The organism is Bradyrhizobium murdochi (assembly GCF_000472965.1).
In the GTDB taxonomy this organism is placed as follows: Bacteria; Pseudomonadota; Alphaproteobacteria; order Rhizobiales; family Xanthobacteraceae; genus Bradyrhizobium; species Bradyrhizobium murdochi.
The window spans coordinates 1-22072 of record NZ_AXAU01000021.1 but is presented as its reverse complement, the minus strand read 5'-3'; the positions used below and the strand labels follow the sequence as shown (position 1 = coordinate 22072).

At 58.3% G+C, this 22072-nt stretch carries 14 protein-coding genes and 6 pseudogenes; 5 read left to right on the top strand and 15 right to left on the bottom strand.

The features are described 5' to 3' along the window. Positions 1-5: 5 nt before the first annotated feature. The 7 genes from sufC to YUO_RS42105 all read right to left on the bottom strand — a co-directional run bounded on the left by sufC (position 6) and on the right by YUO_RS42105 (position 5019). Entirely contained in the window at positions 6-758 is a 753-nt protein-coding gene (gene sufC, locus YUO_RS0129675) for a Fe-S cluster assembly ATPase SufC (RefSeq protein ID WP_028350526.1), read from the bottom strand. Positions 759-781: 23 nt separating this feature from the next. After that, positions 782-1066: a hypothetical protein gene (locus tag YUO_RS0129670; protein WP_156908822.1), complete on the bottom strand. Its 285-nt coding sequence runs from the start codon at positions 1064-1066 to the stop codon at positions 782-784. A 41-nt stretch (positions 1067-1107) separates the two neighbouring features. Further along, positions 1108-2607: a Fe-S cluster assembly protein SufB gene (sufB, locus tag YUO_RS0129665; RefSeq protein WP_028350524.1), complete on the bottom strand. Its 1500-nt coding sequence runs from the start codon at positions 2605-2607 to the stop codon at positions 1108-1110. Further along, on the bottom strand, positions 2601-2786 hold the full coding sequence (locus YUO_RS46590) for a hypothetical protein (protein WP_156908821.1): 186 nt from the start codon (positions 2784-2786) through the stop codon (positions 2601-2603). The genes sufB and YUO_RS46590 overlap by 7 nt, the downstream gene beginning before the upstream one ends. A 10-nt stretch (positions 2787-2796) precedes the next feature. Then, positions 2797-2991: a 4Fe-4S binding protein gene (locus YUO_RS45185; protein ID WP_083754770.1), complete on the bottom strand. Its 195-nt coding sequence runs from the start codon at positions 2989-2991 to the stop codon at positions 2797-2799. Between the two features lie 1162 nt (positions 2992-4153). After that, entirely contained in the window at positions 4154-4546 is a 393-nt protein-coding gene (locus tag YUO_RS44010) for a hypothetical protein (RefSeq protein WP_028350522.1), read from the bottom strand. Between the two features lie 284 nt (positions 4547-4830). Then, the gene (locus YUO_RS42105) at positions 4831-5019 is read right to left on the bottom strand and encodes a hypothetical protein (RefSeq protein WP_198028115.1); all 189 of its coding nucleotides are present in this window, start codon (positions 5017-5019) and stop codon (positions 4831-4833) included. Positions 5020-7665: 2646 nt separating this feature from the next. Here YUO_RS42105 and YUO_RS42100 point away from each other — a divergent pair. Then, positions 7666-8688 (top strand): hypothetical protein, encoded by a 1023-nt coding sequence (locus YUO_RS42100; protein WP_063830330.1) that lies wholly within the window; start codon positions 7666-7668, stop codon positions 8686-8688. Here YUO_RS42100 and YUO_RS48705 read toward each other — a convergent pair. From YUO_RS48705 to YUO_RS42085, 5 genes and pseudogenes are all read right to left on the bottom strand, one after another. Then, positions 8681-9232 carry a glycoside hydrolase family 127 protein gene (locus tag YUO_RS48705; protein WP_198028114.1) on the bottom strand — a complete coding sequence of 184 codons (552 nt, stop codon included), beginning with the start codon at positions 9230-9232 and terminating at the stop codon, positions 8681-8683. The two genes, YUO_RS42100 and YUO_RS48705, sit on opposite strands and share 8 nt — an antisense overlap. After that, positions 9130-10352: pseudogene (locus tag YUO_RS47970) on the bottom strand (glycoside hydrolase family 127 protein). Before YUO_RS47970 ends, YUO_RS48705 begins: the two are co-directional and overlap by 103 nt. Positions 10353-10396: 44 nt before the next feature. Beyond that, positions 10397-10546 (bottom strand): hypothetical protein, encoded by a 150-nt coding sequence (locus tag YUO_RS47295; RefSeq protein ID WP_198028113.1) that lies wholly within the window; start codon positions 10544-10546, stop codon positions 10397-10399. A gap of 365 nt (positions 10547-10911) precedes the next feature. Further along, a pseudogene (locus YUO_RS42090) lies at positions 10912-12994 on the bottom strand (prolyl oligopeptidase family serine peptidase). A 500-nt stretch (positions 12995-13494) separates the two neighbouring features. Continuing rightward, positions 13495-14734, bottom strand: a pseudogene (locus tag YUO_RS42085) (cytochrome P450). Positions 14735-16051: 1317 nt separating this feature from the next. On the opposite strand from YUO_RS42085, the gene cysD reads away from it, so the two are divergent. The 4 genes and pseudogenes from cysD to YUO_RS47965 all read left to right on the top strand — a co-directional run. Then, positions 16052-17077, top strand: coding sequence for a sulfate adenylyltransferase subunit CysD (gene cysD, locus YUO_RS0129610; RefSeq protein ID WP_083754769.1), 1026 nt, complete (start codon positions 16052-16054; stop codon positions 17075-17077). After that, positions 17077-18963 carry a sulfate adenylyltransferase subunit CysN gene (cysN, locus tag YUO_RS0129605; RefSeq protein ID WP_028350520.1) on the top strand — a complete coding sequence of 629 codons (1887 nt, stop codon included), beginning with the start codon at positions 17077-17079 and terminating at the stop codon, positions 18961-18963. Before cysD ends, cysN begins: the two co-directional genes overlap by 1 nt. Next, positions 18964-19772: pseudogene (locus YUO_RS42080) on the top strand (transposase); the annotation flags it as partial. It lies immediately after the preceding gene. 240 nt (positions 19773-20012) lie between these two features. Next, positions 20013-20151, top strand: a pseudogene (locus YUO_RS47965) (transposase); the annotation flags it as partial. A 102-nt stretch (positions 20152-20253) separates the two neighbouring features. On the opposite strand, the pseudogene YUO_RS45180 reads toward YUO_RS47965, so the two are convergent. The 3 genes and pseudogenes from YUO_RS45180 to YUO_RS0129585 all read right to left on the bottom strand — a co-directional run. Further along, positions 20254-20693 (bottom strand): annotated as a pseudogene (locus YUO_RS45180) (IS5/IS1182 family transposase); the annotation flags it as partial. 65 nt (positions 20694-20758) lie between these two features. Continuing rightward, positions 20759-21010, bottom strand: coding sequence for a hypothetical protein (locus YUO_RS46585; RefSeq protein ID WP_028350518.1), 252 nt, complete (start codon positions 21008-21010; stop codon positions 20759-20761). Between the two features lie 172 nt (positions 21011-21182). Then, positions 21183-22072, bottom strand: an 890-nt coding sequence (locus YUO_RS0129585; protein ID WP_028350517.1) for a Ulp1 family isopeptidase, incomplete at its 5' end; no start/stop codon positions are given.

Below are 22072 nucleotides of genomic sequence, written 5' to 3'. Positions count from 1 at the left end.
TTGCGTCAGGCCGCGTCTTCGAACTGGATGTAGCCTGAAGCCTCGAGCTCCAGCGCCAGATCCTTGCCGCCGCTCTTGACCACCCTGCCCTTCGACATCACGTGCACGAAGTCGGGGATGATGTAGTTGAGCAGACGCTGGTAGTGCGTGATGACCACCATGGCGCGGTCGGGCGAGCGCAGCGCATTGACGCCGTCGGCCGCGATCCTGAGCGCGTCGATATCGAGGCCGGAATCCATTTCGTCGAGGATGCAGACAGCCGGCTCGAACAGCGCCATCTGCAAAATCTCATTGCGCTTCTTCTCACCGCCGGAGAAGCCGACATTGACCCCGCGCTTGAGCATGTCCTGCGGGATGTTGAGCGACTTGGCGACCTCGCGGACTTTCTTAAGAAACTCCGGAGACGAAAGCTGGCTCTCGCCGCGCGTCTTGCGCTGGGCGTTCAACGCCGTGTGCAGGAAATTCCAGGTGGTGACGCCGGGGATTTCGACCGGGTACTGGAACGCCAGAAAAACGCCCTTGGCGGCGCGCTCGTTCGGCTCCATTTCCAGGAGGTCCTCACCCCTGAACAGAATCTGGCCGTCAGTGACCTCATAGCCCGGCTTGCCGGCGATGACATGGCTCAGCGTCGACTTGCCGGAGCCGTTCGGCCCCATGATCGCGTGCACTTCGCCCGGGTTCACCGTGAGCGTCAGTCCGTGGAGAATTTCGTTATCCTCAACGCGTACCTTCAGATCTTTCACTTCGAGTAATGACATGGCCTTCCCTTGTCGAAATTCGTTTACCGGCGCAGCCGGATCGGGCGCTCGTAGGCGACTATCGCGGCGTCTGGGCACGCGTTTTCGAGATTTGCGATCTCATCAAGCTCGGCCGCATCGAGCTTCGCCGCTGCGATCAAATTGCAAAGTCCGTCGCCGACGCCCGCGCGGCAGTTCGCCCGATAGGTCATCAGATAAACACCCATCGTGTCGGCGGCGGCCTCAAGGCGGCGCGCCTGCGCCGCGCTTGGCCGGAACCACTCTGAACGGTCGAGCCGCGACAAACTGGTTTCTTCGATCTCGTTCAAGATCGGTAGCAGCGTGCGCATCTCGCTGATATCAGGCGCGATCATCCCACGCTGCCTTCCAGCGAGATCGAGATCAGCTTCTGCGCCTCAACTGCGAACTCCATCGGCAGCTGCTGCAGCACGTCCTTTACGAAGCCGTTGACGACGAGGCCGACGGCTTCTTCCTGGCTGAGGCCGCGCTGGGTGCAGTAGAACAGCACGTCTTCGGAAATCTTCGACGTCGTCGCTTCGTGCTCGAAGGTCGCCGAGGAATTCTTCGCCTCGACGTAAGGCACGGTGTGCGCGCCGCACTTATCGCCGATCAGGAGCGAGTCGCAGGCGGTATAATTGCGCGCGCCGGTCGCCTTGCGATGCGCTGTCACGAGGCCGCGATAGGTGTTCTGCGATTTACCGGCCGCGATGCCCTTGGAGATGATGCGGCTCGACGTGTTCTTGCCGAGATGGAGCATCTTGGTGCCGCTATCGACCTGCTGGTGACCGTTCGAGATCGCGATCGAGTAGAACTCGCCGCGCGAATTGTCGCCGCGCAGGATGCAGCTCGGATATTTCCAGGTGATCGCCGACCCGGTCTCGACCTGGGTCCAGGAGATCTTCGAGTGGTTACCGCGGCAGTCGCCACGCTTAGTCACAAAGTTGTAGATGCCGCCGACGCCTTCGGCATTGCCGGGGTACCAGTTCTGCACGGTCGAGTACTTGATCTCGGCGTCATCGAGGGCGACGAGCTCGACCACGGCGGCATGGAGCTGGTTCTCGTCGCGCTGCGGCGCGGTGCAGCCTTCCAGATAGCTGACGTAGGAACCCTTGTCGGCGATGATCAGCGTCCGCTCGAACTGGCCGGTGTTGCGCTCGTTGATGCGGAAATAGGTCGACAGCTCCATCGGGCAGCGCACGCCCGGCGGCACGTAGACGAACGAGCCGTCGGAGAATACCGCCGAGTTCAGCGTCGCGAAGTAATTGTCCGAGGTCGGCACGACCGAGCCGAGATACTGCTTCACCAGCTCGGGATGCTCGCGGATCGCCTCCGAGATCGGCATGAAGATGACGCCGGCCTTCTTCAGCTCTTCCTTGAAGGTCGTAGCGACCGAGACCGAGTCGAACACGGCATCGACCGCGATCTTCCGGTTTGCTGAGGGCTCACCTCCCGGCGGCGGCTCGACGCCTTCGAGAATGGCGACCTCGCGCAGCGGGATGCCGAGCTTCTCGTAGGTCTTGAGGATCTCAGGATCGATCTCGTCGATCGACGACAGCGCCTTCTTCGGCTTTGGCGCCGCGTAATAGTGGATGTCCTGGTAGTCGATCTTCGGGTAGTTGACGCGCGCCCAGGTCGGCTCGGTCATGGTCAGCCAGCGGCGATAGGCCTCCAGGCGCCATTCCAGCATCCAGGCGGGTTCGTTCTTCTTGGCGGAAATGAAGCGGACGGTTTCTTCCGAGAGCCCCCTGGGCGCCTTCTCGGACTCGATAAGCGTCTCAAACCCATATCGATACTGGTCGACGTCGATCGAGCGCACCCGGTCGACCGTGTCTTTTACGGCTGCTACCATTGCCCGCTCCGCCGCTCGCGCAAGGACGACTCCGACCATGTCCGACGACGGCGGCAGCCCGCCCCCTTCACCGCATGGGCGATCGCGTAAGTCACACGCAGCTCGCGGCCAACCAGGCCGCTAATCAGAAACGCCGCCGATAGTGTTTCAATCTTGCTGCGCGCAGCGGACCCGCTCATCGGCCGCTCCTTATGCCTGCACGCACGTGCCGGGCACCGGGCAGATAGCGGCGCATTGCGGCGTGTCGCAATGCTCCTCGCATTGGGTGCACTTCTTCGGATCGATTACATATATGTCGTTCTTGAGGCTGATTGCTACGTTCGGGCATTCGAACTCACATGCGCCGCAGCCGGTGCACTGGGAGGCGATTATCTTGTAGGCCATAAACTCCGATTCCTTGAGCAGGCGACGGGACGGCTTCTTCCCTTCAAGGCTCGTGCCAGACGCCGAGCTGATTTATCTCGGCTATTTCCCTCTTGTACATGTCCTGGGCCAGACAGCGTGTCGCGACCGCGACAATCGGCTAATGCGCTTGATCTGGTGGCCGTACTTCCTGAGCGCGCAGCCGGCGTAGGTTAACCTAAGGAGGCGAGTCGCCTCCCGCCTGCACCCAGCCCGACTTCTCGATGGCCGCGGTAACGTGGTCGCGGTCGGTCATTTTCGCGCCGCTCCCAAATGCTCGGCGGTCTCGCCCCCGGTTCGGCCGCAACTTGCGAACTCGAAATCGGACGCGGTGACCAGTTCCCCCGAAGCCGCGCCGGCGCTTCGGCGACAGCGGCACGATCAGCAGCTGCGGCAGTGATAGCTCGTCCGATCCGCGGCTCCACAGCATCGCCAACAGGCAGCCGCCGTGAGGAGCTGGCAAAGTCGGTTCTGATGATCGCAAGTTTCTTGGCCCGCGTCGCGTCCGCTACACGCAATTCTCGAGCTCGCACACGTTGCGGGGAAAAAGACGCAATTCACTACTAGACCCTCCATTGCAGTGTAGCGAAGCTCAATGCACGATCGTTCTCGCCATTGAAATTCTTCAAGAACTCGGCCGTGAGCAGCGGGATCTCACTGCGGCTCTCGCGCAAGGGCGGCAGCAGGATGGGCACGACGATGCGATGGTAGAGGTCTAGCGCGGAACTTGTTTCTCTCGAGATTGCGGTTGATCGAGTCAGTGATAGTACGGCGACCTTGATAGTCCGATGTGTCGACGCGCTGGAACTCCTGCTCCTCCAGGATACAGAGCAGCTCTTGGAACGGTGGCGAGATCTCACCGATCTCGCGAGGGATTGCCTTGTCAGCGAGTTGAATCATCCCTTGGCGCGGGTTCAGCGCTCCGGTGAGGACCTCTTCTCACGGGCGGACAATTTCGATCAAGCACCATCTCAGGCAGCCCGGCGCAATTCTTCTAATATAGGGCCCCCCGCCGCGCGGCGACAGCTCGTGCACGCGTGGGTTCCTTGCCGGTCGCAGAACGCCCCGCAACAACACGATCCTGTTGGACTGGGCAACGACGCGATTTTCTCGAGAGGCCGCGGGGACTGTTGCCGATGATGTCTTAATGGACCCTCTTGCAGGCGAGGGTGGGCTTCAGCTCTGATAGCCTCTTTTGGAGGAGCGCTGCGCCAAATAGCTGGAGGACGCGCGCGACCAAGAAATGCAGCTTCACGGTTTGGCCGACTAGATTGCTCATCATGGCCAGAGGGCGGCCGTCGGAATCGACAGCCGACATGGCGAGCGGTCTTCCAGCAACCGATCTGCCCGCAACCGTTGCATCATTGCGAATTAGAACACCGATGAAGGCCGCGCGTTTCTTGGAAGCGCCGAGCGCATCTTTCTTGTCGGGGCCAAACACCGGATTCGTCACGATCGCAAAAAACCTCGCCCTTACCTGCTTATCGTTCTGCCGAATTGGTGTCCTGAGCTCCCGAATGCAACGGGCAATCGCCAAGATCGACCATCGAAGGCGGCCGAAAAGAGTGCAGATCGGTCTGCCGCTGATCAGGGATCGGCAGACTGCGGATCGGAGAATTAATCAAACCTGTGGAAAGCAAGACAAGGAACAAGGTAGGTTATCACCGCGACATTTTTTGGCGATTCGGTTTTTGCCTCCATCTGAGCTTTGCCGGAGCCCGCATACAATCCACTCCCAGTCACGAGATGCTCTCGGTCAATAAGAAGTTCAAACGTCCGTCGTTTAGTTACCTTTTGAGCGGCACAGGCTCCGAATTGACTTCAGAGCCTCAACGTCAAAGGAAATGTGGTCGCTAAGAGCCGTTCAAAGGCGGAACGCTGTTCAAGCAGGCGCTTCTCAGCGATTTTTCGCTCCGCATCAGGCAACTCGGTTCGAAGCAGCGTACGAACACGCCAAATGTCGTTCCGCACGGATTTGATCTCACTCAAGCTATCATCAATCGAAGTCATCCCGGATTCCGATACTTAGTTTAGAACCTAACCTTTGAAAACTGACCAATCGCGCCATTCTTCAGCAAGCCACCGTACATTTGCCTGGCGTCTTCATCTCGAATAATTCGGTCTGCGCGAGGTTTATATCGATCGATGCCACTCATCGCAGCGTCTCTTCGATACAACGCTGCGGTTCGTCAGCAGCAGTGCAATCAGAGTGGCTGAAAATGCGGCCGCCACCTGGCAAATCCTCCGATTGGCCGCCGACCGACTTTTCGTCTACCTGATTCAGCGCCGCTAGTTTGTTGTCCAGACACACAATCTATGCAGGATAGCCGTTACCTCGCGAAGCGCCGGGGAAATTTGATCACACATATCCAACGCTTATGACGATATGATTACACGCTTCTCGTCTGCCCAAAGGAGGCATCGAGCACATCTTCGGGTGAACCGTAGTGCGATACCGGGTGGATTTGGGCTAGCTGTGGTGAGCGGCAAGGGGCTGTGGCGCAAACTTCGCGCGTAGAACGAGGCGGAGGCAGCCAGCGCATCGTATTCTTCTCTAGACTGGTATTGGCATGGACAAGACGACGATCTGGTGGTGGACGAAGGTAAAGCTGTTGGCTGATCGGGACGCGATCAAAAGAGCATTGAAGCCATTGCTGGCCGGCTGCGCGCCGTCCCCGGGGTGCCGGAGCGCTTGGTCTTCGGCTAAATGAACTGAGCTCCCCAAGAACGCGATGAGGGTCCGGTCGCCCTCAACCAGTTAGAATTTGAGATCTGTTTTGGTTTCCGCATCCTGGCTATTGTCAATGACTTCACGCGGGAATGTCTTGCTTATCTTTCAGTAGTGCGCCGCACAGTCTTGGGGGGCGGGCGAGCTCGATGCTGTGATTGCATCGCACGTTTGTTCCAGCGATGATCGTGTCTGATAGCGACACCGGGCTCACCAGCATTGCAATGTTGCGCTGATCGCAGCACCGGCAGATCGAGTGGTACTACGTCCCAGCGAGCCACAGTGATTCCTTCGTCCAACTGTCACATCAGCTCATCATATCTCTTGTATTCGTCGGCGTGACCGTCCCCCACCCGACTGCCACACTCACTCGGCGGAACGGGCCATCAGGTGCCGAGTTCTAGCTTTTTCGGGAACACTGGCTGGTAGGCCGGAGTCCGCATGAACAGGTTCTATTTTGTGGAGTAGCATCATGACGCCTGCAAAATCCTCGCAAAATAAAGTGTGTGCTGAGTTGAGGGGTGTGCTGGAGCATGCTGTCCGGATGGTGCCCGAAGCGAGGCGAACCTCTTCGTTGAAGGCATGCCTTGCTGAGAAGGTCTTAACTCTGGCCGCAGAGGGTGAATCGGATCCGACTATCTTGGCGCGTGTCGCGGTGCGGACAGTGCAGGAATCCTGTCGTAGCTGCTACGGATGTGAAGGGTGGTAACCTGCGCGCGACATCTTGCGTATCGCCCGGGCACTTGAACTGCTGCACTGGCGGCCGAAGGCGGAATGCCGCGCTTCTCCTTCCCGCAACAGCGATGGTGTGATTTCCTGGGACCCTCAGGATCGCTTTGGTTTTGGGTTTGCGCTCAGGCCAGGTTTTTTGTAGGGTCGACTGATCAAGAAACATGTCATTGGGCCGTCCTGGCTCGGCAGCAGGCCAAGAGCATGTCGATCTGGATGGACCAGGCCTCTCGGGGCCGTGGCGCCAGCCGTGGCCGACGAACTCTCCGACATCAGGCAGCTGCGGGACCTGGTGATGCCCTCGTGCTGGCCTGGCCGACGAGGGTGGAAAGTCAGGCGCCGGCACAGAATGAGCAGCGTCACGCAACTCGAACCATGTGCAACGCGATGGCGCACTCGTTATCCGCGGCGACAGCTACCGCTTGAAGGAGAAGCGCCGCAGCGGACTTCTGCAGAAGCCCGCTACACCAGAAGCCAAATCGGAGAAGAAGTTCAGTCCTGCAAAACAACAAGGGGTCACTTCCTCATGTCGCTGCGGGGTCAAATCCGGACGTCGCTTGACACCTCCCGCGCTACTACCGTTAGCTTTCGAGAAGCTGACGCGGTTTAGAGAAAATAGAATATGAGCCAATGGCCAAAGTTTTCTTTCTGCGGGTGCAGCAGGATTGGTGTCTGCCGAAGAAAGGCTGCTATGAGCATGAGAGCGTTTTGAGTCGGGAAAGTGAAAGCAATTCCAACCTCCGTTTGCCGCTCCACTAGGAGCCCAGTACGGCGCAGCGGATCGCACTATGGCCGTACAGGCCATCATGCTGAACTCGAAATCAAAATCATGAGCCTTGCCCGGCCGATGCTTGCGCTGCGGCTGAGCTCGACAGATCTTGCGGGTGCCTCGGCCGCAGGCGCCGCAGCGAGCCACGACGCCGAGCGCAACTAGAGGAGATAACCCTCTAGCCGCACGGCTCTGACATCCTGTGGTGGTGCTGTTGCAGGCTCCTAATCGTCCGCTTCGTGGCGGAGGGTGGATCCGCGCCGCCGATGCAGGTTCGTGGGGCGCTCTCCTCCGCAGTGATGGCAGCTGAGCGGGAAGCGATCGAAAAGTTTTGGCGTCAGTGGCATTCCTTTCTCTGACTCGTCAGCTTCTCGAAAGCCGCCCCCCTTACTGAAATGGGACCTGATGTAGCATGCTCGTGGGGAAAATAATGAATATCGATACACCGAACACCGCAGAAGACTTTGTTCAAGCTTACGGTCTCCTTCAGCAGCATCAACGGGCGCCGGAACAGCCGGGCGACCTAAGCGGACAAACCAGGTCACCAGCACACCCGTTCGCAGACCAAGCGAAATTTGAGCAGCAGCTAAGTGACATTCGGCCAATCCACCAAACGTCTGATTCAGCCACCGCTTTGACAGATTCCGAAGTTGGCTCGCCCTCGGTCATGAAGAAAGGCAATCTGGGAGCGTGCGCTATCCAGGAAAGCGAACGGTGCCCGGCCTTATCGTTCATCCGGGGGCGCGCCGAACTTGCCGCATCACTCGCCGGAGCGAACGTTGAGGCGCTCAGGAACGAGATCAGGCTGGCTGAGCAGCGAACAGCACAATGGCCGAGAACAACCGGATCTTCCGTGGGCAGTATCGATGGTGACCGCATTCTCGAAGACGTCTTGGCGTCATCGTACCTGCCGCTAGATCGTTTTCAGAACGAGGAAATCGATTGCGAGCCGCTCTTAGATAAGGAGGTGAGTGCCATCGCGCATGTGCGTTCCTTAGCGGATTTGCGTGCTCACGCTAGCCCGCATGTTGCTAAGGCCGCTATCTGCTCGGACGACGAAAGGGAGGACGAAATTGATATGGCGCGCCTCGCTGCATTGCACACCCAAGGCGTTACAGAGAGTGCTTTTGTGTCATTGTGCGAGGACCCCTCACGACTGCTCCTTTCAAAGGACGAGACCGAGCATGGCGCGAAGGCAATTGCAGAGAACGCTAAGAAGTTACACACCTACACGGTACCGAGTGTCACCGCTTGGCCGACCAAAAAAATCAACGCTATTTTAGAGCGCGGGCATGCTCCTGGAGATGAGGAATTGCGAGTTTGGGTAAGGGGAATACCGACCGAGGAGACCGAGGTCTTGTTTCTGGGCGGCAATCTAGCTGACTATCGGACAGCCAGCGTAGATAATCCGAACACGGCTGACGCACTGCAAGATGGTCCGCCCGTCAATTAATCCAAATCCGCATTTCGCTTTCGCCGCGGTTAGCCCAGCTGAACCACGGAATGAATGTCAGCGGCTGCGGTTGTAGCTGTCCTGGCACTTTGTCGTAATGATAAAGCGCCCTTTCTTCAGAATGCGGGTGTTGCAACCGGGCCCCATCAGCCTGCAGCAAAATCTTGTCGCTAACGAGACCAGTGCCTTCGATAAGCGAAAAACGGCTTTCTGCAGGAAGCCAAACGTTGTGTAACTCGGTCCCGTTGTCGGTTTCCTCCAGACAATAAATCAAAGGCCCACGCTGGATAGCCACCTTGCCCGCTAAATTGCGAATTTGCGGATGGCCGTATACGCGGCGTACTTCCATCGGCAGCGATAGTTTGACCCGATCTCCCTGCCGCCACGTGCGGTGAATATGCAAATAGCCCTTGCGCAACTCGCAATTGACGGGTTCGCCGTTCAGGGTCGTCTCCGGCGCGCTGCACCATTCCGGCAGGCGCAGGGCGAGCGTGTGGACGATTGGTGTGCAGATTCCACAGCGATTTCCACCTCGTCCCTCCAAGGATAGTTGCCGCTCATGAGCAACTGAAGCGTATGCTCGCCGACCAATACCGCCACTCTATTGCCAATATAGAGATTGATATACAGCGCGTCGGAGCATGGCGTATAGATGTAATGACCAATTGATGTGAAAATGCGTGCGATGTTCGGCGGACAGCAGGCGCAGCCAAACCAGCGTTGCCGCACCGCCCTGACATGACCGTAGATGCCATTGGACCGCAGCGTTTTGGGATGAACTTCGAGCGGGTTAACATAGAAATAGTGACACCCATCGAAAGCGATACTGCCCAGGATCGTATTGTATAAGACGCGCTCCATCACGTCGGCATATCGACTGTCCACTTCCATCTCCAGCATACGGCGCGCGAACATCATCAGGCCAATCGACGCGCAACTTTCCGCGTACGCTGTATCGTTCGGCAGATCGTAATCACTGCTGAACGCTTCGCCGAAGCTTTGCGAGCCGATACCGCCGGTGATATAGATCTGGCGCTGCACCATGTTTTGCCATAGCCGCAGGCAAGTCTGGCGTTGCTGCTCGTTCTGACGCAGACGCGCCAGATGAGCGACCGCAGTCATGAGGTATACAAAACGTACCGCATGACCAGTTGCGGTCCGCTGTTCCGAAATTGGCAGGTGCGCCTGGCTATGGGCTTTATTTTCCACCATCCAGGGCGTGCCAGATGGTTTGACGTGGTAAGATTGCCGGCGTTTCTCGTATTCTATGTCATAGAAGTGCGGCTCTGTGCCGCGTTGCTCCACGAAATAATTGGCTAGCGTCAGATATCGCTGCTCCTGCGTCACTTCGTAGAGGCGCGTCAATGCAAGTTCAATTTCTGGATGGCCATCATAGCCGTGTAACTGATCGCGGTCCGGGCCGAAAACTTTGCCGACGTGGTCAGCAAGCTTGCAAACGACGTCCAGCAGCGTCGTTTGCCAGTAGCCAGAAAGAAAGCGATACCCGCTTCAATCAAGTGCCCGGCACAATAAAGCTCATGGCATTCGGCTAGGTTGCTCCAGCGGTCCTGAGGCGCCCTTACCATGAAATAGGTGTTGAGATAGCCATCGCCGCATTGGGCGGCCGCAATCAATTCAATCAGCTCATCAGCGGCTTTCTCCAGGTCCGGATTTGGTGCCTGGCACAGCGACCAAGCAACGCCTCTAACTATTTTGCGACATCACTGTCCTGAAAAGCCGTGCCGTAGAACTCACCCTTCGAACGTCCGGCGGCAATACGGAAGTTTTCTACCGCGTGGCTCGGTGTCGCTTCGGGATTGCGGTCGTTCAGCGCATCCCATTGATAGGGAATCGCCACTTCCCTCACCAAGTGCTGGCATTTCCCAATCAGTGGATCCAAGACCCGTAGGTCGGGAAGATTGATTCGGCCACATCCCGCCGATTCATCTCGTTTCTCCTTTGCGGGGCAAACGGGCGCCTAGCTCAGGCAAGCCAGCTCGCCATGATCGTCGTTGAGGTTGCAGCTTCGAAATTGGCGGCTGCGCAATCGTATTCTCCACGCGAACGTTGAAGCGCTAGAATGGAAAGGCTGCTCCCTACGCCGCTGGACGGCGTAGGCCTAAGAAATGGCGGGTCAATCGAGCTTGTTTCCAATCTCCTACCGCTGAAACGTCGTGCAACAATCACGCTGGAGTTTGTCGGATCACAAACGCCGGGCCCCGCCTAAGCCTCGCCGTCAAGCCAGCCGATCTTGCTCTTCAGGAATCGAAAGCCCAGCACCTCGAAGCCGGCGCGCTCCCTGTTGTCCCGGCCGTAACCATGGCCGCCAGCCGCCGGCTCGTAGAAATAGGCCTCGTAGCCCATTGCCTGGAGCTTCGCGGCCATCTTGCGCGCGTGTCCGGGATGAACACGATCGTCCCGCCGCGTAGTGGCGATCAGGATCGGGGGGTATTTTTGGCCGCGCTTGGCGGCATGATACGCGGAATAGGTCTTGAGCCACTCCCACTCCTCGAGCTTATCGGGGTCCCCATATTCTGCAATCCAGCTTGCTCCTGCCGGGAGCTTAGTGTAGCGGCGCATGTCGATCAGCGGGATCGTGCAGAACAGCGCGCCGAAGCGTTCTGGATAGCGCGTCAGCATATTAGTAATGAGGATGCCGCCGTTTGATCCTCCCTGGGCTGCGATCCGCTTCGGCATCGTTACCCCACGACGCACGAGATCGGCGGCAACGGCAGCGAGGTCGTCGTGCGACAATTTCTTACCACCGAGCCGGCCGGCATCGTGCCAGCGCGTACCGAACTCGCCGCCGCCGCGTAAATTTGCCTGCACCGTGGTGCCGCCGCGCTCGAGCCAAAGCTTGCCAAGCGCTGAATTGTAGTACGGCCTCACCGAGATCCCAAAGCCGCCGTAGCCGCTCATATGGACGGGCGCATCGCCCGTCTCGTCGGCCGGATCGGTCTGTACATAGGGAATGCGCTCGCCATCAATCGAAATGGCTTCATGTTGGGTGACCACCAGCCCATCCGCGGTAAAGGTCTTCGGCGCCTGCATGAGCACGGTCGGACTGGCGACGTTTTTCTCGATCAGCATAAGCGAAGCTGGCGTGAGCGGATCCTGGCTCCCGACGAGCAGGTCGCCGTTGCCTTCGGATGGATCGCAATCAAGGGGCCAGAGGTCGACGACCCGATGTCGGGAAACCCGCGCAGCTGCGCGCGGCTCCACCCCTTTTCGGACGGCGTGCATATCTCGAAGAGCGGCCGCAGTTCGTTGAGAATGGAAAGCACAAGCTTGCCGGCACTCCAAAAGAACCCCTGCAGCGCGCGGCGGGGGCTTGGTTCGAAAAGAACCTCGAACTGACAGTTGCCTTCAAGGAACGCTGCCAACGAGATGACGAGCACCGTATCCGCGGCATAGGTCTGCCCCGCCACAGACCAGGATTCGCGCGGCTTGATGGCAAGCCAATCGCGATGGGGGAGCATCCAGATGTTGCTTGGCAGATTGAGTTTAGTCGTGGCACCGGATTCGTCGCCGAGCCAGATGGCAAAATTGAAGGTGTCCACCCCATCGACGAACCACATCCGCGGCGGCGACATTGCAGCTGACTCCGACATGATCGGCTGCGATCTCAAAGATCGCTGGTGCTTGATCCGCCTGCGTACCGCGCCGCCACAGCCTCACCCTACGCGCATAGCCGGAGGTCGTCGCCATGCCCTGCCCATGCGAGCTCGACAGCACCAACGTATCGGGATCGAGCCATTCAACGGAGCCCTTAGCCTCCGGCAAGACGAAGCCATCGCTGACAAAGGTCTTCGCGTCGATATCGAACTCACGCAAGGTGACGGAATCGCTGCCGCCGCGCGAAAGGCTCAAAATCGTCCGTCTATGATCGCCCGCCAGTGAGGCCATCCCGTTCAGAAGCCAGTCTTGGCCTTCGCTGATAGCGAGCTGATCGATGTCGAGCAGAACTTCCCATGACGGCTTCGGCGTACGAAATTCTTCCAGAGTAGTTCGTCGCCAAAGGCCGCGTGGATTATTGGCATCCTTCCAGAGATTGTAGAGATAGTCGCCGCACCGGCTGACATAGGGGATATTGTCCCGGTCGGTCATAAATCGAGGTCAGCGCATCGCGATCCCGCTCGAATGCGGCGCCGCCAAACACCTGCAGAGTCTTGCTATTCTGCCGCTCGACAAATTTCAGCGCCCGTGCGCCTTCGATCTGTTCCAACCACAGATATGGATCATCGTCTGGAGCGGAAAGCGTGGGCTTTCCAAGCCGCGACTTTGTCTTCGCTCTTGCTTTGACCAAACTTCACTCCATCCCTGGCACTGACGCGCAATCCCGAAATGGCATTGCATCAACGCTTTTAATATGTTGCATCCATACTTCCTTGATTCTGTCGCCGCGTGGGTTTCTTGATGCTGATTGCCATATGTCCGTCAGTTCCATCAATTGCTGAATTTGGTAGTTGATTGGGCGCGCTCTGACGCATCCGGCCATAACGCGCATCCTCCACACTTCCAACCGAAGCCGCCGGTGGCAACTTTCATCTTGCATGCGAGCCGCATCGGGTCGAGCGGGCGACTCTCAATGTCCAAAAAGCGCGAGAGAAGCGCCGCCCGCAGTTTTCTTCTCTCCGTCGTGGCGATGCAAACGATCGGTCTACGGGCGCTGCCTTTTCAATGAAAAACGAGTTCTGCATAGCGGCGCGAGGACAAGCCTCGCCCTCATTTTCGACGAAAGCTATCCGCTCATTCAGGTCGGGCGCAGAAAAACTTCATGGCCTGGGGGCCCATGCGCATCACAGCCTAAGCTCTAATCTGCACAGGAAGAGCGGAATAACCGTGCACGAAGTTAGATGCAATTCGATCGGGTTCGCCGACAACCTCGACTTCGAGCCGCGCGTTCAAGACTTCTTCCCACAGGATTTTCAGCTGCAGTTCGGCAAGATGTCGACCAAGGCAGCGATGGATGCCGAATCCGAACGAGAGATGCTGCCGGACGTTCTTGCGGTCGATGAGGAATCTGTCGGCGCTCTCGATGACCTCTTCGTCGCGGTTACCAGAGATGTACCACATGACGACCTTGTCGCCCTTCCTGATTTGTTTCCCACCTACGACGATATCGGTCGCGGCGTTGCGGCGCATATGTGCGATGGGAGTCTGATACCGAATAATTTCGGACACCGCGCTCGATACCAGCTCGGGATTATCGCGTAGTTTTCGCAGCTCGGAGGGGTGCTGGTTCATGAACAGGAGGCCCCCGGTAATCGCTACGCGTGGTGTCATTTCCCCCGACGATCAGCAGAATCAGATTCCCGAGAAACTCGCTCGGCTCCATCTGTCGAGTTGCAGGCGAGTGCGCCATCATGGAAATCAGGTCCATGCGTGGCTCGGCATTGATGCGCTCGTTCCAAAGCCGCGTGAAATACTCCAGGCACTCGGACAAGATCGTGCTTCGCTTATCCCAGCTGTCGATCGCGTGGCCCGCTTTCGGGATTGCAACAGCTACGTCTGACCAATAGGTCAAGAGCCGCCGATCCTCGAATGGAAAGTCGAATAGCGTGGCCAGCATCTGCGTCGTCAACTCGATGGAGACCATGTCCACCCAATTGAAGTCATGATTGCGCGGCAAGCTGCCCAGAATCGTCTTGACCCGTCGGCGGATCAAGCTTTCGAGCTTAATCAGGTTTTCCGGTGCGACGATCGGGCTTACAGTATGGCGCTGCTCGCCATGTTTGGGAGGACCCATCTTGATGAAACTCTGAGTCCAGTGCTTGTCGGGCACGTCGACAATAGCGACACCCTGCTCCGATGAGAACGCTTTGTGATTTGTATCTACCGCTACGATATCTCGGTATTTTGTTACGGACCAATATGGACCATAAGGGCTGGCTTGACAGTAGTGAACGGGATCTTCCATTCGCAACCGCTCGAAGTACCCCCATATGCTATCATCCTGAAAGCGCTTGGCTTCGCTTACATCCAGATTGCTCAGCGGGATCTGACACACATCATCGGCTCTCAAGTCCGCCAATCGCGTTTTCATGACCAGATTGTTCTCTCTTGAGATATACGGATCTGGTCGCGATTCATGGTTCGAGCTGCCGTGACATTTTGGGTTGCGCGGGTCGTTCCTCGAACAGAGTATCTCAAAGTGCAGGCAGCCTCCCCTACCAAATCCAATAGTAAGGATCGCATTGACTTTCCAAATCGATCTGCTCCAGTGGATGGATGAGAGCTGGCACTGCTACCCAGGCTCGCGCAATGGCAGCTGCATCGCCGCTGCGTTGTCAACGAGACGAAATGTGACCGCAGCTTCCAGCTTCTTTGAAATGACCAAACGCGGCGTCTTTGGCTCCTCACAGTCGGCCGCACGATCGTGCGGTGACAACCACCAAAAGCCTCATCGTCTTCGACGCTCGCGGTTGCGCCGTTCCGTCGACAAAAACCAACTTGTTCTTCCAACACAGCAACAAGCCTGCGACGATCTATCATCCTGACTAGCAAGTTGAATTAGGCGCGGCAGGAAGCTTCCGCGGACACGAGGGCTGCAACGCTCGATCACCTGCTCCATCACCTCCATATCGTCCGGACCGTTCGCGACGGTATCGCCTGCGCGACCAAACAAGAAAACTTCACCGCCGCGATCGGGAGAGAACAGAATGTCCCGTTTGGGCGGGCCAAATGCTGTTCCGCGTCGCCAGATTTCCGGAACCATCTCCGCAGGCCCTTCTAGCGCGAGGCAACCGAGCCCAGCATCTCATCCAGCTGAAAAGAAACACGGCAGCGTCGCCACGTTTGCGCTCGGACATCTCAGTCCGCAGAGGAGAAGACGCTCTTAAAGCCTCAGGCATATCAGGATGGCTATCAACCTTTGTTGTCGCTCTAAGAGGTGTTCTCATTTGTAAGCCGAGCACCAACCGAGGCGTATGGGGCCATCTTCTTCGATGCTCTACGCAAGCAGCATTGCGCTGGCGCGGGGCATCAAGTGTCGCTCACGTCGCGTAGGCATTTACTACGAATAAACCTCCGTATGGTTTTCCCAACCTTTTTATGTTGGCTCGCTTATCTTCGTACAGTTGAGCCAATCCTCGACTTGTCCTTAGCTTTGCGAGCAAGCGAAAGCTGCCGATCCCGGTTCCGATGCTTGACAGCAGCTCAAGAACTCGAGCACACCGTCATTATTGGTCTTGTTGAGAAGGGAATGCCCTCGGCTGGATCGGTCCATGCGCCAGCTCCCAGTCGCAACACCAAAACGTGGATGGACGAAGACGCGGTGCAAGAATTGAAACGGTCCGGATGGTCGCTCGAGTTCTGTATGATTGAAAGCGAGGCCGATGCCTACCCCTGACTAGCACCGAGGATGCAGCAAAGCGGCTGCCGGGTCGTGCGGTCCTGCTTGCTGCTGCGGCAGGGTTATCGTCCCAAGCGGAAGCGCTGCGCCAAATGGCATCTAACGAACAACAATTCTGTATCAAAGAAGAACCATATGCTGCCGAAACATTTGCGTCGCCTCGAGGCTGAGTCGATCGAAATCATGCGTGAGGTAGTCGCCGGGTTCAAAAATCCGGTTATGCTCTACTCGATCGGTAAAGACTCGAGTGTCATGCTGCACGTTGCAATCAAGGCGTTCTATCCCGCGAAGTTGCCGTTTCCCCTCCTTCACGTCGATACGACCTGGAAATTCCGCGAGATGATCACTTTCCGGGATGAGACGGCCAAGCGGCTAGGCGTCGAACTCATCGTCCATGTGAACAAGGAGGGCCTTGAGCGCGGGATTAACCCGATCGATTGCGGCTCAGCTCTTCATACGCGGGTGATGAAGACCGATGCCCTGAAGCAGGCGCTCGATCTCTATCAGTTCGATGCTGCGTTTGGTGGGGCGCGACGTGACGAGGAAAAGAGCCGCGCGAAAGAACGGATCTTGTCCTTCCGTTCGGCCGGGCACGTGTGGGATCCCCGCAACCAGCGGCCGGAGCTCTGGAACCTCTTCAACACCCAACTCCTCCAGGGCGAAACCATGCGTGTATTCGCAATGTCGAACTGGACCGAGCTCGACATCTGGGAATACATCATGCTCGAGAAGATCCCGGTCGTCCCGCTCTACTTCGCAAAGCAAAGACCCGTGGTGCGGCGAAGCGGCGCAACGATCATGGTCGATGACAAACGATTGCGTCTTCAATCCAACGAGACGCCGGAGATGCGCATGATCCGTTTTCGCACGCTGGGATGCTATCCGCTGAGCGGGGCCATCGACTCCGACGCGACCACAATTGAGGACATTGTCGCGGAAATGCACACTGCGACCGTATCTGAGCGCCAGGGACGCTTGATCGATACCGATGAAGCAGCTTCGATGGAGAAGAAGAAGTGGGAAGGTTACTTTTGATGCCTTCCAAGGCAACAATCGACCGTGTCCAGGCCGGCAAGGACCAGCTGCAATTCATCACCTGTGGTTCGGTAGACGACGGAAAGTCGACGCTGATCGGACGGCTGTTGCATGATAGCAAGGTGATTTACGAGGATCAGCTCGCGGCGCTGGCACGCGACAGCGCCAAGCACGGCACCACCGGCAATGATGTTGATTTTGCTCTGCTAGTTGACGGGCTTGAAGCTGAACGGGAACAAGGCATCACGATCGATGTGGCCTATCGCTTTTTTACCACCCTGCGCCGATCGTTCATGGTGGCAGACACGCCCGGCCACGAGCAGTACACCCGCAACATGGCAACTGGCGCCTCGAACGCCCAGCTCGCCATCATCCTGATCGATGCCCGCAAGGGCGTGTTGGTCCAGACCAAGCGTCACTCCTTCATCTGCTCGCTGCTAGGTATCCGCCATGTGGTGCTGGCAGTGAACAAGATCGACCTGGTCAAGTACAACAAGGAGAGATTTGATCGGATCGTAGGCGATTATATGGCCTTTGCTGCCGGTCTTGGCTTCACCTCGGTCGTTCCGATCCCGATCTCCGCTCGGTACGGCGACAACGTCATCAACCAGTCCGATAAAACCAAGTGGTACCAAGGCCCGTGCCTGCTCGACTATTTGGAGAGCATCGATATTCAATCCGACGTCGCGCGCCAGGTTTTCCGCTTTCCGGTTCAGTGGGTGAATCGCCCCAATCTGGACTTCCGCGGTTATGCCGGCTCGGTGGCCTCCGGGAGCATCTCGGCGGGAGATGAGATTGTTGTCGCAGCGTCTGGACGGACCACGCGCGTCAAGCGAATCGTGACCCAGGACGGCAATCTTCCCCGCGCCGACGCTGGCGATGCCGTCACCATTACCCTCGAAGACGAGATCGATATCGGCCGTGGCGATCTTCTGGCGCGTCCGAACGAGCGGCCTGAGGTCACCGACCAGTTCGCGGCCCATCTGATCTGGATGGACAACGATCCGCTCGTTGCTGGACGCAATTACATCCTTCGCATTGGAACTCGGACCGGAGTCGCCGGTAGCATTACCGCGATCAAGCATCGGATCGACGTCAACACACGTGAGCACCTGGCAGCCAGGAAGCTTAGCCTCAACGAGATCGGCTTCTGCAATGTCGCGACGGCACTGCCCGTGGCCTTCGATCCGTACGAGGTCAATCGCAAGACCGGATCGTTCATTGTCATTGACCGCTTTACCAATCGCACCGTTGGCGCCGGCATGATTGCGTTCCCGCTGCGGCGGGCTACCAATATTGCTCGGCAACCGCTTTCAGTGGGAAAGAGCGAGCGGGCCGCCCTGAAGAACCAAAAGCCTTGCATCATCTGGTTCACCGGCCTGTCCGGTGCCGGCAAGTCGACTATCGCCAACATCGTCGATCAAAAGCTGTTCGCAATGTCGTGTCACACCATCCTGCTGGATGGCGACAACATGCGACACGGGTTGAACCGAGACCTCGGTTTCTCCGAGGCCGATCGTGTCGAGAATATTCGACGTGTCGGCGAAGTCGCCAAGTTGATGGCCGACGGTGGCCTGATCGTGATTTGCTCGTTCATCTCGCCCTACAGAGCGGAGCGAGACATGGTGCGCAACCTGGTTGCTAGGGAGGAGTTCATCGAAATCTTCGTCGACACGCCGCTTGAAGAATGCGTGCAGCGCGATCCCAAGGGTCTCTATTCGAAGGCGAAGTCTGGCAAGATCAAGAACTTCACGGGTATCGATGCACCCTACGAAATACCGATGAGACCCGAATTTCATCTCAGGACCATGGATCAGACGCCTGAGCAACTTGCGGAGGCCGTCATAGATGTCCTGAAGGCGCGCGCAATCGTCCACGGTCACTAGTCTAAAACTGATCGGCTCGACACCGAGTATTTGAAGCGCGCTCTCCTCGGTTGGCTGCGCGGCGAGCCGAACCATTGCCAAATGGCAGCAATCCCAAGCCTCGATGAAGAGGACGCCCGGCGTCCAAACCGCGAGCGGGAAAACCTTGTCAGCCAACAAACCAGCATCGTCAATCGAATGAAGGCATGTCTCATTCGCCTGGGTATTCGCAATTTCAAGCCGACCTACGTCATGCGTCAGAGCGGCTCGAGACGCTGCGCACGCCGGAAGGGGTGCCTCTGCCACCCAACACTGTCGCCGAGATGCGCCGGGACATGGTCCGCCCTCGCCTCGTCAGGGAGCAGATCAGGGAGATCGAGGCAGCTCGATTACAACGTTTGCAGGTTTCTGACGGCGGAGCGCACGCCATGGTCAAATTGCTGGCGCGGATCATTGGCGTTGGAATCGAAACAGCGGACATGCTCGTGCATGAGATCCTCTCCCCGCAATTGAGAGATCGCAGAGCGGTCGCGCGCGCGGGCCTCACGGGCGCTCCCGATGAGAGCGGCAAGCGAAGACGGGAGAAGGGCCTTGCACGCGCTGGCAATGCCCGGGTGCGGCGTGGGATGATCCAACTGGCCTGGCGCTTTCTCCTTTTCCAGAAAGACAGCGCATTAGCACATTGGTACCGTACTCGCGCGGCCGACGCGCGCGGCGGCACGCGCAAGACTATGATCGTGGCGCTGGCGCGCAAATTTCTCATAGCGTTCTGGCGCTTGACGACGACAGGCGAAATACCTGTAGGGATCAAGTTACGCCCGGTAGCATGAACGCGAGACGGGACACCTCAATTGGGGCTTGGCGAAGCAATCGCTAAACCCTGATACGCCGAGGTGGCGGTGACCCGCACTACAACTTGGTCCATATGACCTCGCGGAAGAATGGGCCCGCTGCCCCAGCTTCGCTAGAGATGCGCATTGCTGCATCGAAGATAGCGTTCGGCCGCATACAAGTACGCGGCGCGATGCCCGCCGGAGATTGCAAGCTCCCTCGGAATGTCTCTCAGTCGCCATGCCACGGAGTTAGTGGTCTCTGATGATCATCCGAGCTTGAAGAAGGTGATCGCTGAGGTCCTGACAACGCCATGTGCACTTCTTCAGGAACGCGCTCTACTCCGTGCCCCGCAAGGTCGACGACGATTGCCTGCTTTATCGCGCTATCTGCTGAAAGAGCGCAAAAAAGGAGGCGTTACGCCCTGCCGCTTGACCATACTCAGGCCCACCGAGGGGACGGCTTCGCCGGACCCCACGATCAATTTGCCGAACTTGACGCACACAACTGCGCCCTCGGTGCAAGGAGAAGAATGGCTAAGAGCTCTTGACAGGAGACACCCCATACAAGTTTGTAGCCGGGGGCGGCGAGGACGGCGTTGATGGCGTCGCCCTCGCGATGCCAGAGGTGATTGCGGCCCATTCGATGCTCGGACTTGAGATGGCCGATGACCGGCTCGACGGCGGAACGCCTTCGCAGCTCGCGCTTGATCTGTGGCGTCACCCGCCCCTTCTGCCCTGAGGTGAACACCCTGAACTTGTAATCGGGTGGGGCATTGTGGCCGCTATAGTGTCGGCGAGGAGGCGCTCGAGGGTGATGCCGATGAGGGCCTCCATGTCCGGAATGACGGTTGCGAGCGTATGCCCGTCATAGGGGGCGCCGGGCAGCGCCTTCACGTGGGTCACGAATTGACCGCCTTTGAACGCCATCATGCGGCGGCTCCTGTAGAGACGACCGCGGAAAGAACCATGAACCCGGCAGTGGATCACGTTTGTCTATCGGGGTTGACACCGTGCCCGCGATTAAAGAACGGAGACTCATTCATATAATAATGCGGCGCGCGCTGGCGCGACCCGCCCGACTGTGCCCTTACACGACGGTTTACAATCGTTTCAATCACTGCTGCGGCGCTCGACGATGGCGCTGCAATCTTCTCGGCTGCCATCTGCGCTGCGGTCTTAGCTTGCGCCGCGGTCTCCTTCACGTTGGCGAGCTTTAGCTCGAGCTGCTCCAGCAATGCGCCTTTCGGAGGACTGTCCGAACTGCTCGTGCCGGAGCTTCTTGATCGTGAGTTTGAGCTTCTCGATCAGCAAGGCCCCCCTGGGCTTCGGCTTCCGCGGCCAAACAGGCCGCTCGCTCGGGCGAGCCCCCCGGTGTAGTGTCCGGGAGAGCCGCTCCAGCCAGCTCCATTAGCCCAAGCCGGGATGAGCCAGTCGACTCTGGAGGGACCGCCGATTGGCGACGAGGTTGCCAAGGTGCAGCGGCTCGTGCGCTGGCCGCTCTCCTTGGGCCAATCGTCGAACCAGCGCCCGCGTGCCGTCCACCACAAAGACGCCGCAATCATAGCTGTTCCGTTGCTGGGCCATGCTGGGTGACTCCAGGCGGGCGCGCAGCCGTCGTGCGAGCTGCGCTGCCGCCTCGTGGTTGTGTCCCCGGACAGAGTCGTAGTGATAGGCAACCGGCTCTCCTCGCGTGTGGCGATCAAGGAGCAGCAGCGACCAATGCGTGCCGAGGCGATTAGGATCCATAGCGTCGTTCACTGGCAGGAACAGGAAGTCGGCCGTATCATTACCATTTGGATCGTAGACGATGCGCTGGAACGCGCGGAGCATGTCGGGCTCGGCGCCGAAGCGCAGTTGATAGTGAGCTATCAGGGGGTCCACGAACTGCGTCAGGGCGGCGAGTTCCGGACGGCCCCGCCGCAACTCCTCCGCCAGGAGCTCGTAATCCCTGTGGATATGCTTGTCGCCCAGCCATTCCTTGGCGCCGAGCTCTAGTCCACTGCGGCCGTGGGAGGAGGCGGTCGGATCCAAAGCCCCGATCTGAGCATCGGCGGATGTGCGCGGGAAAGGCGCATAACGAGCATCAGCACGCAGCTCCTGCAGCGTGGGCGGATCTAGATCAATCACCTGCGGTCTGGGCGCATCCCGACCAACAAATGATACACGACCAGCGTAGGTGTCCGAGCGACCCCTGGCAGGATGGGCTGGCGCAAAGTGAGCATCGTCGCGCAACTCGGACGGCGTTGGCGCATTCAGATCAACAAATGGCTCAAGACCAGCGTAGGTGTCTGAGCGAA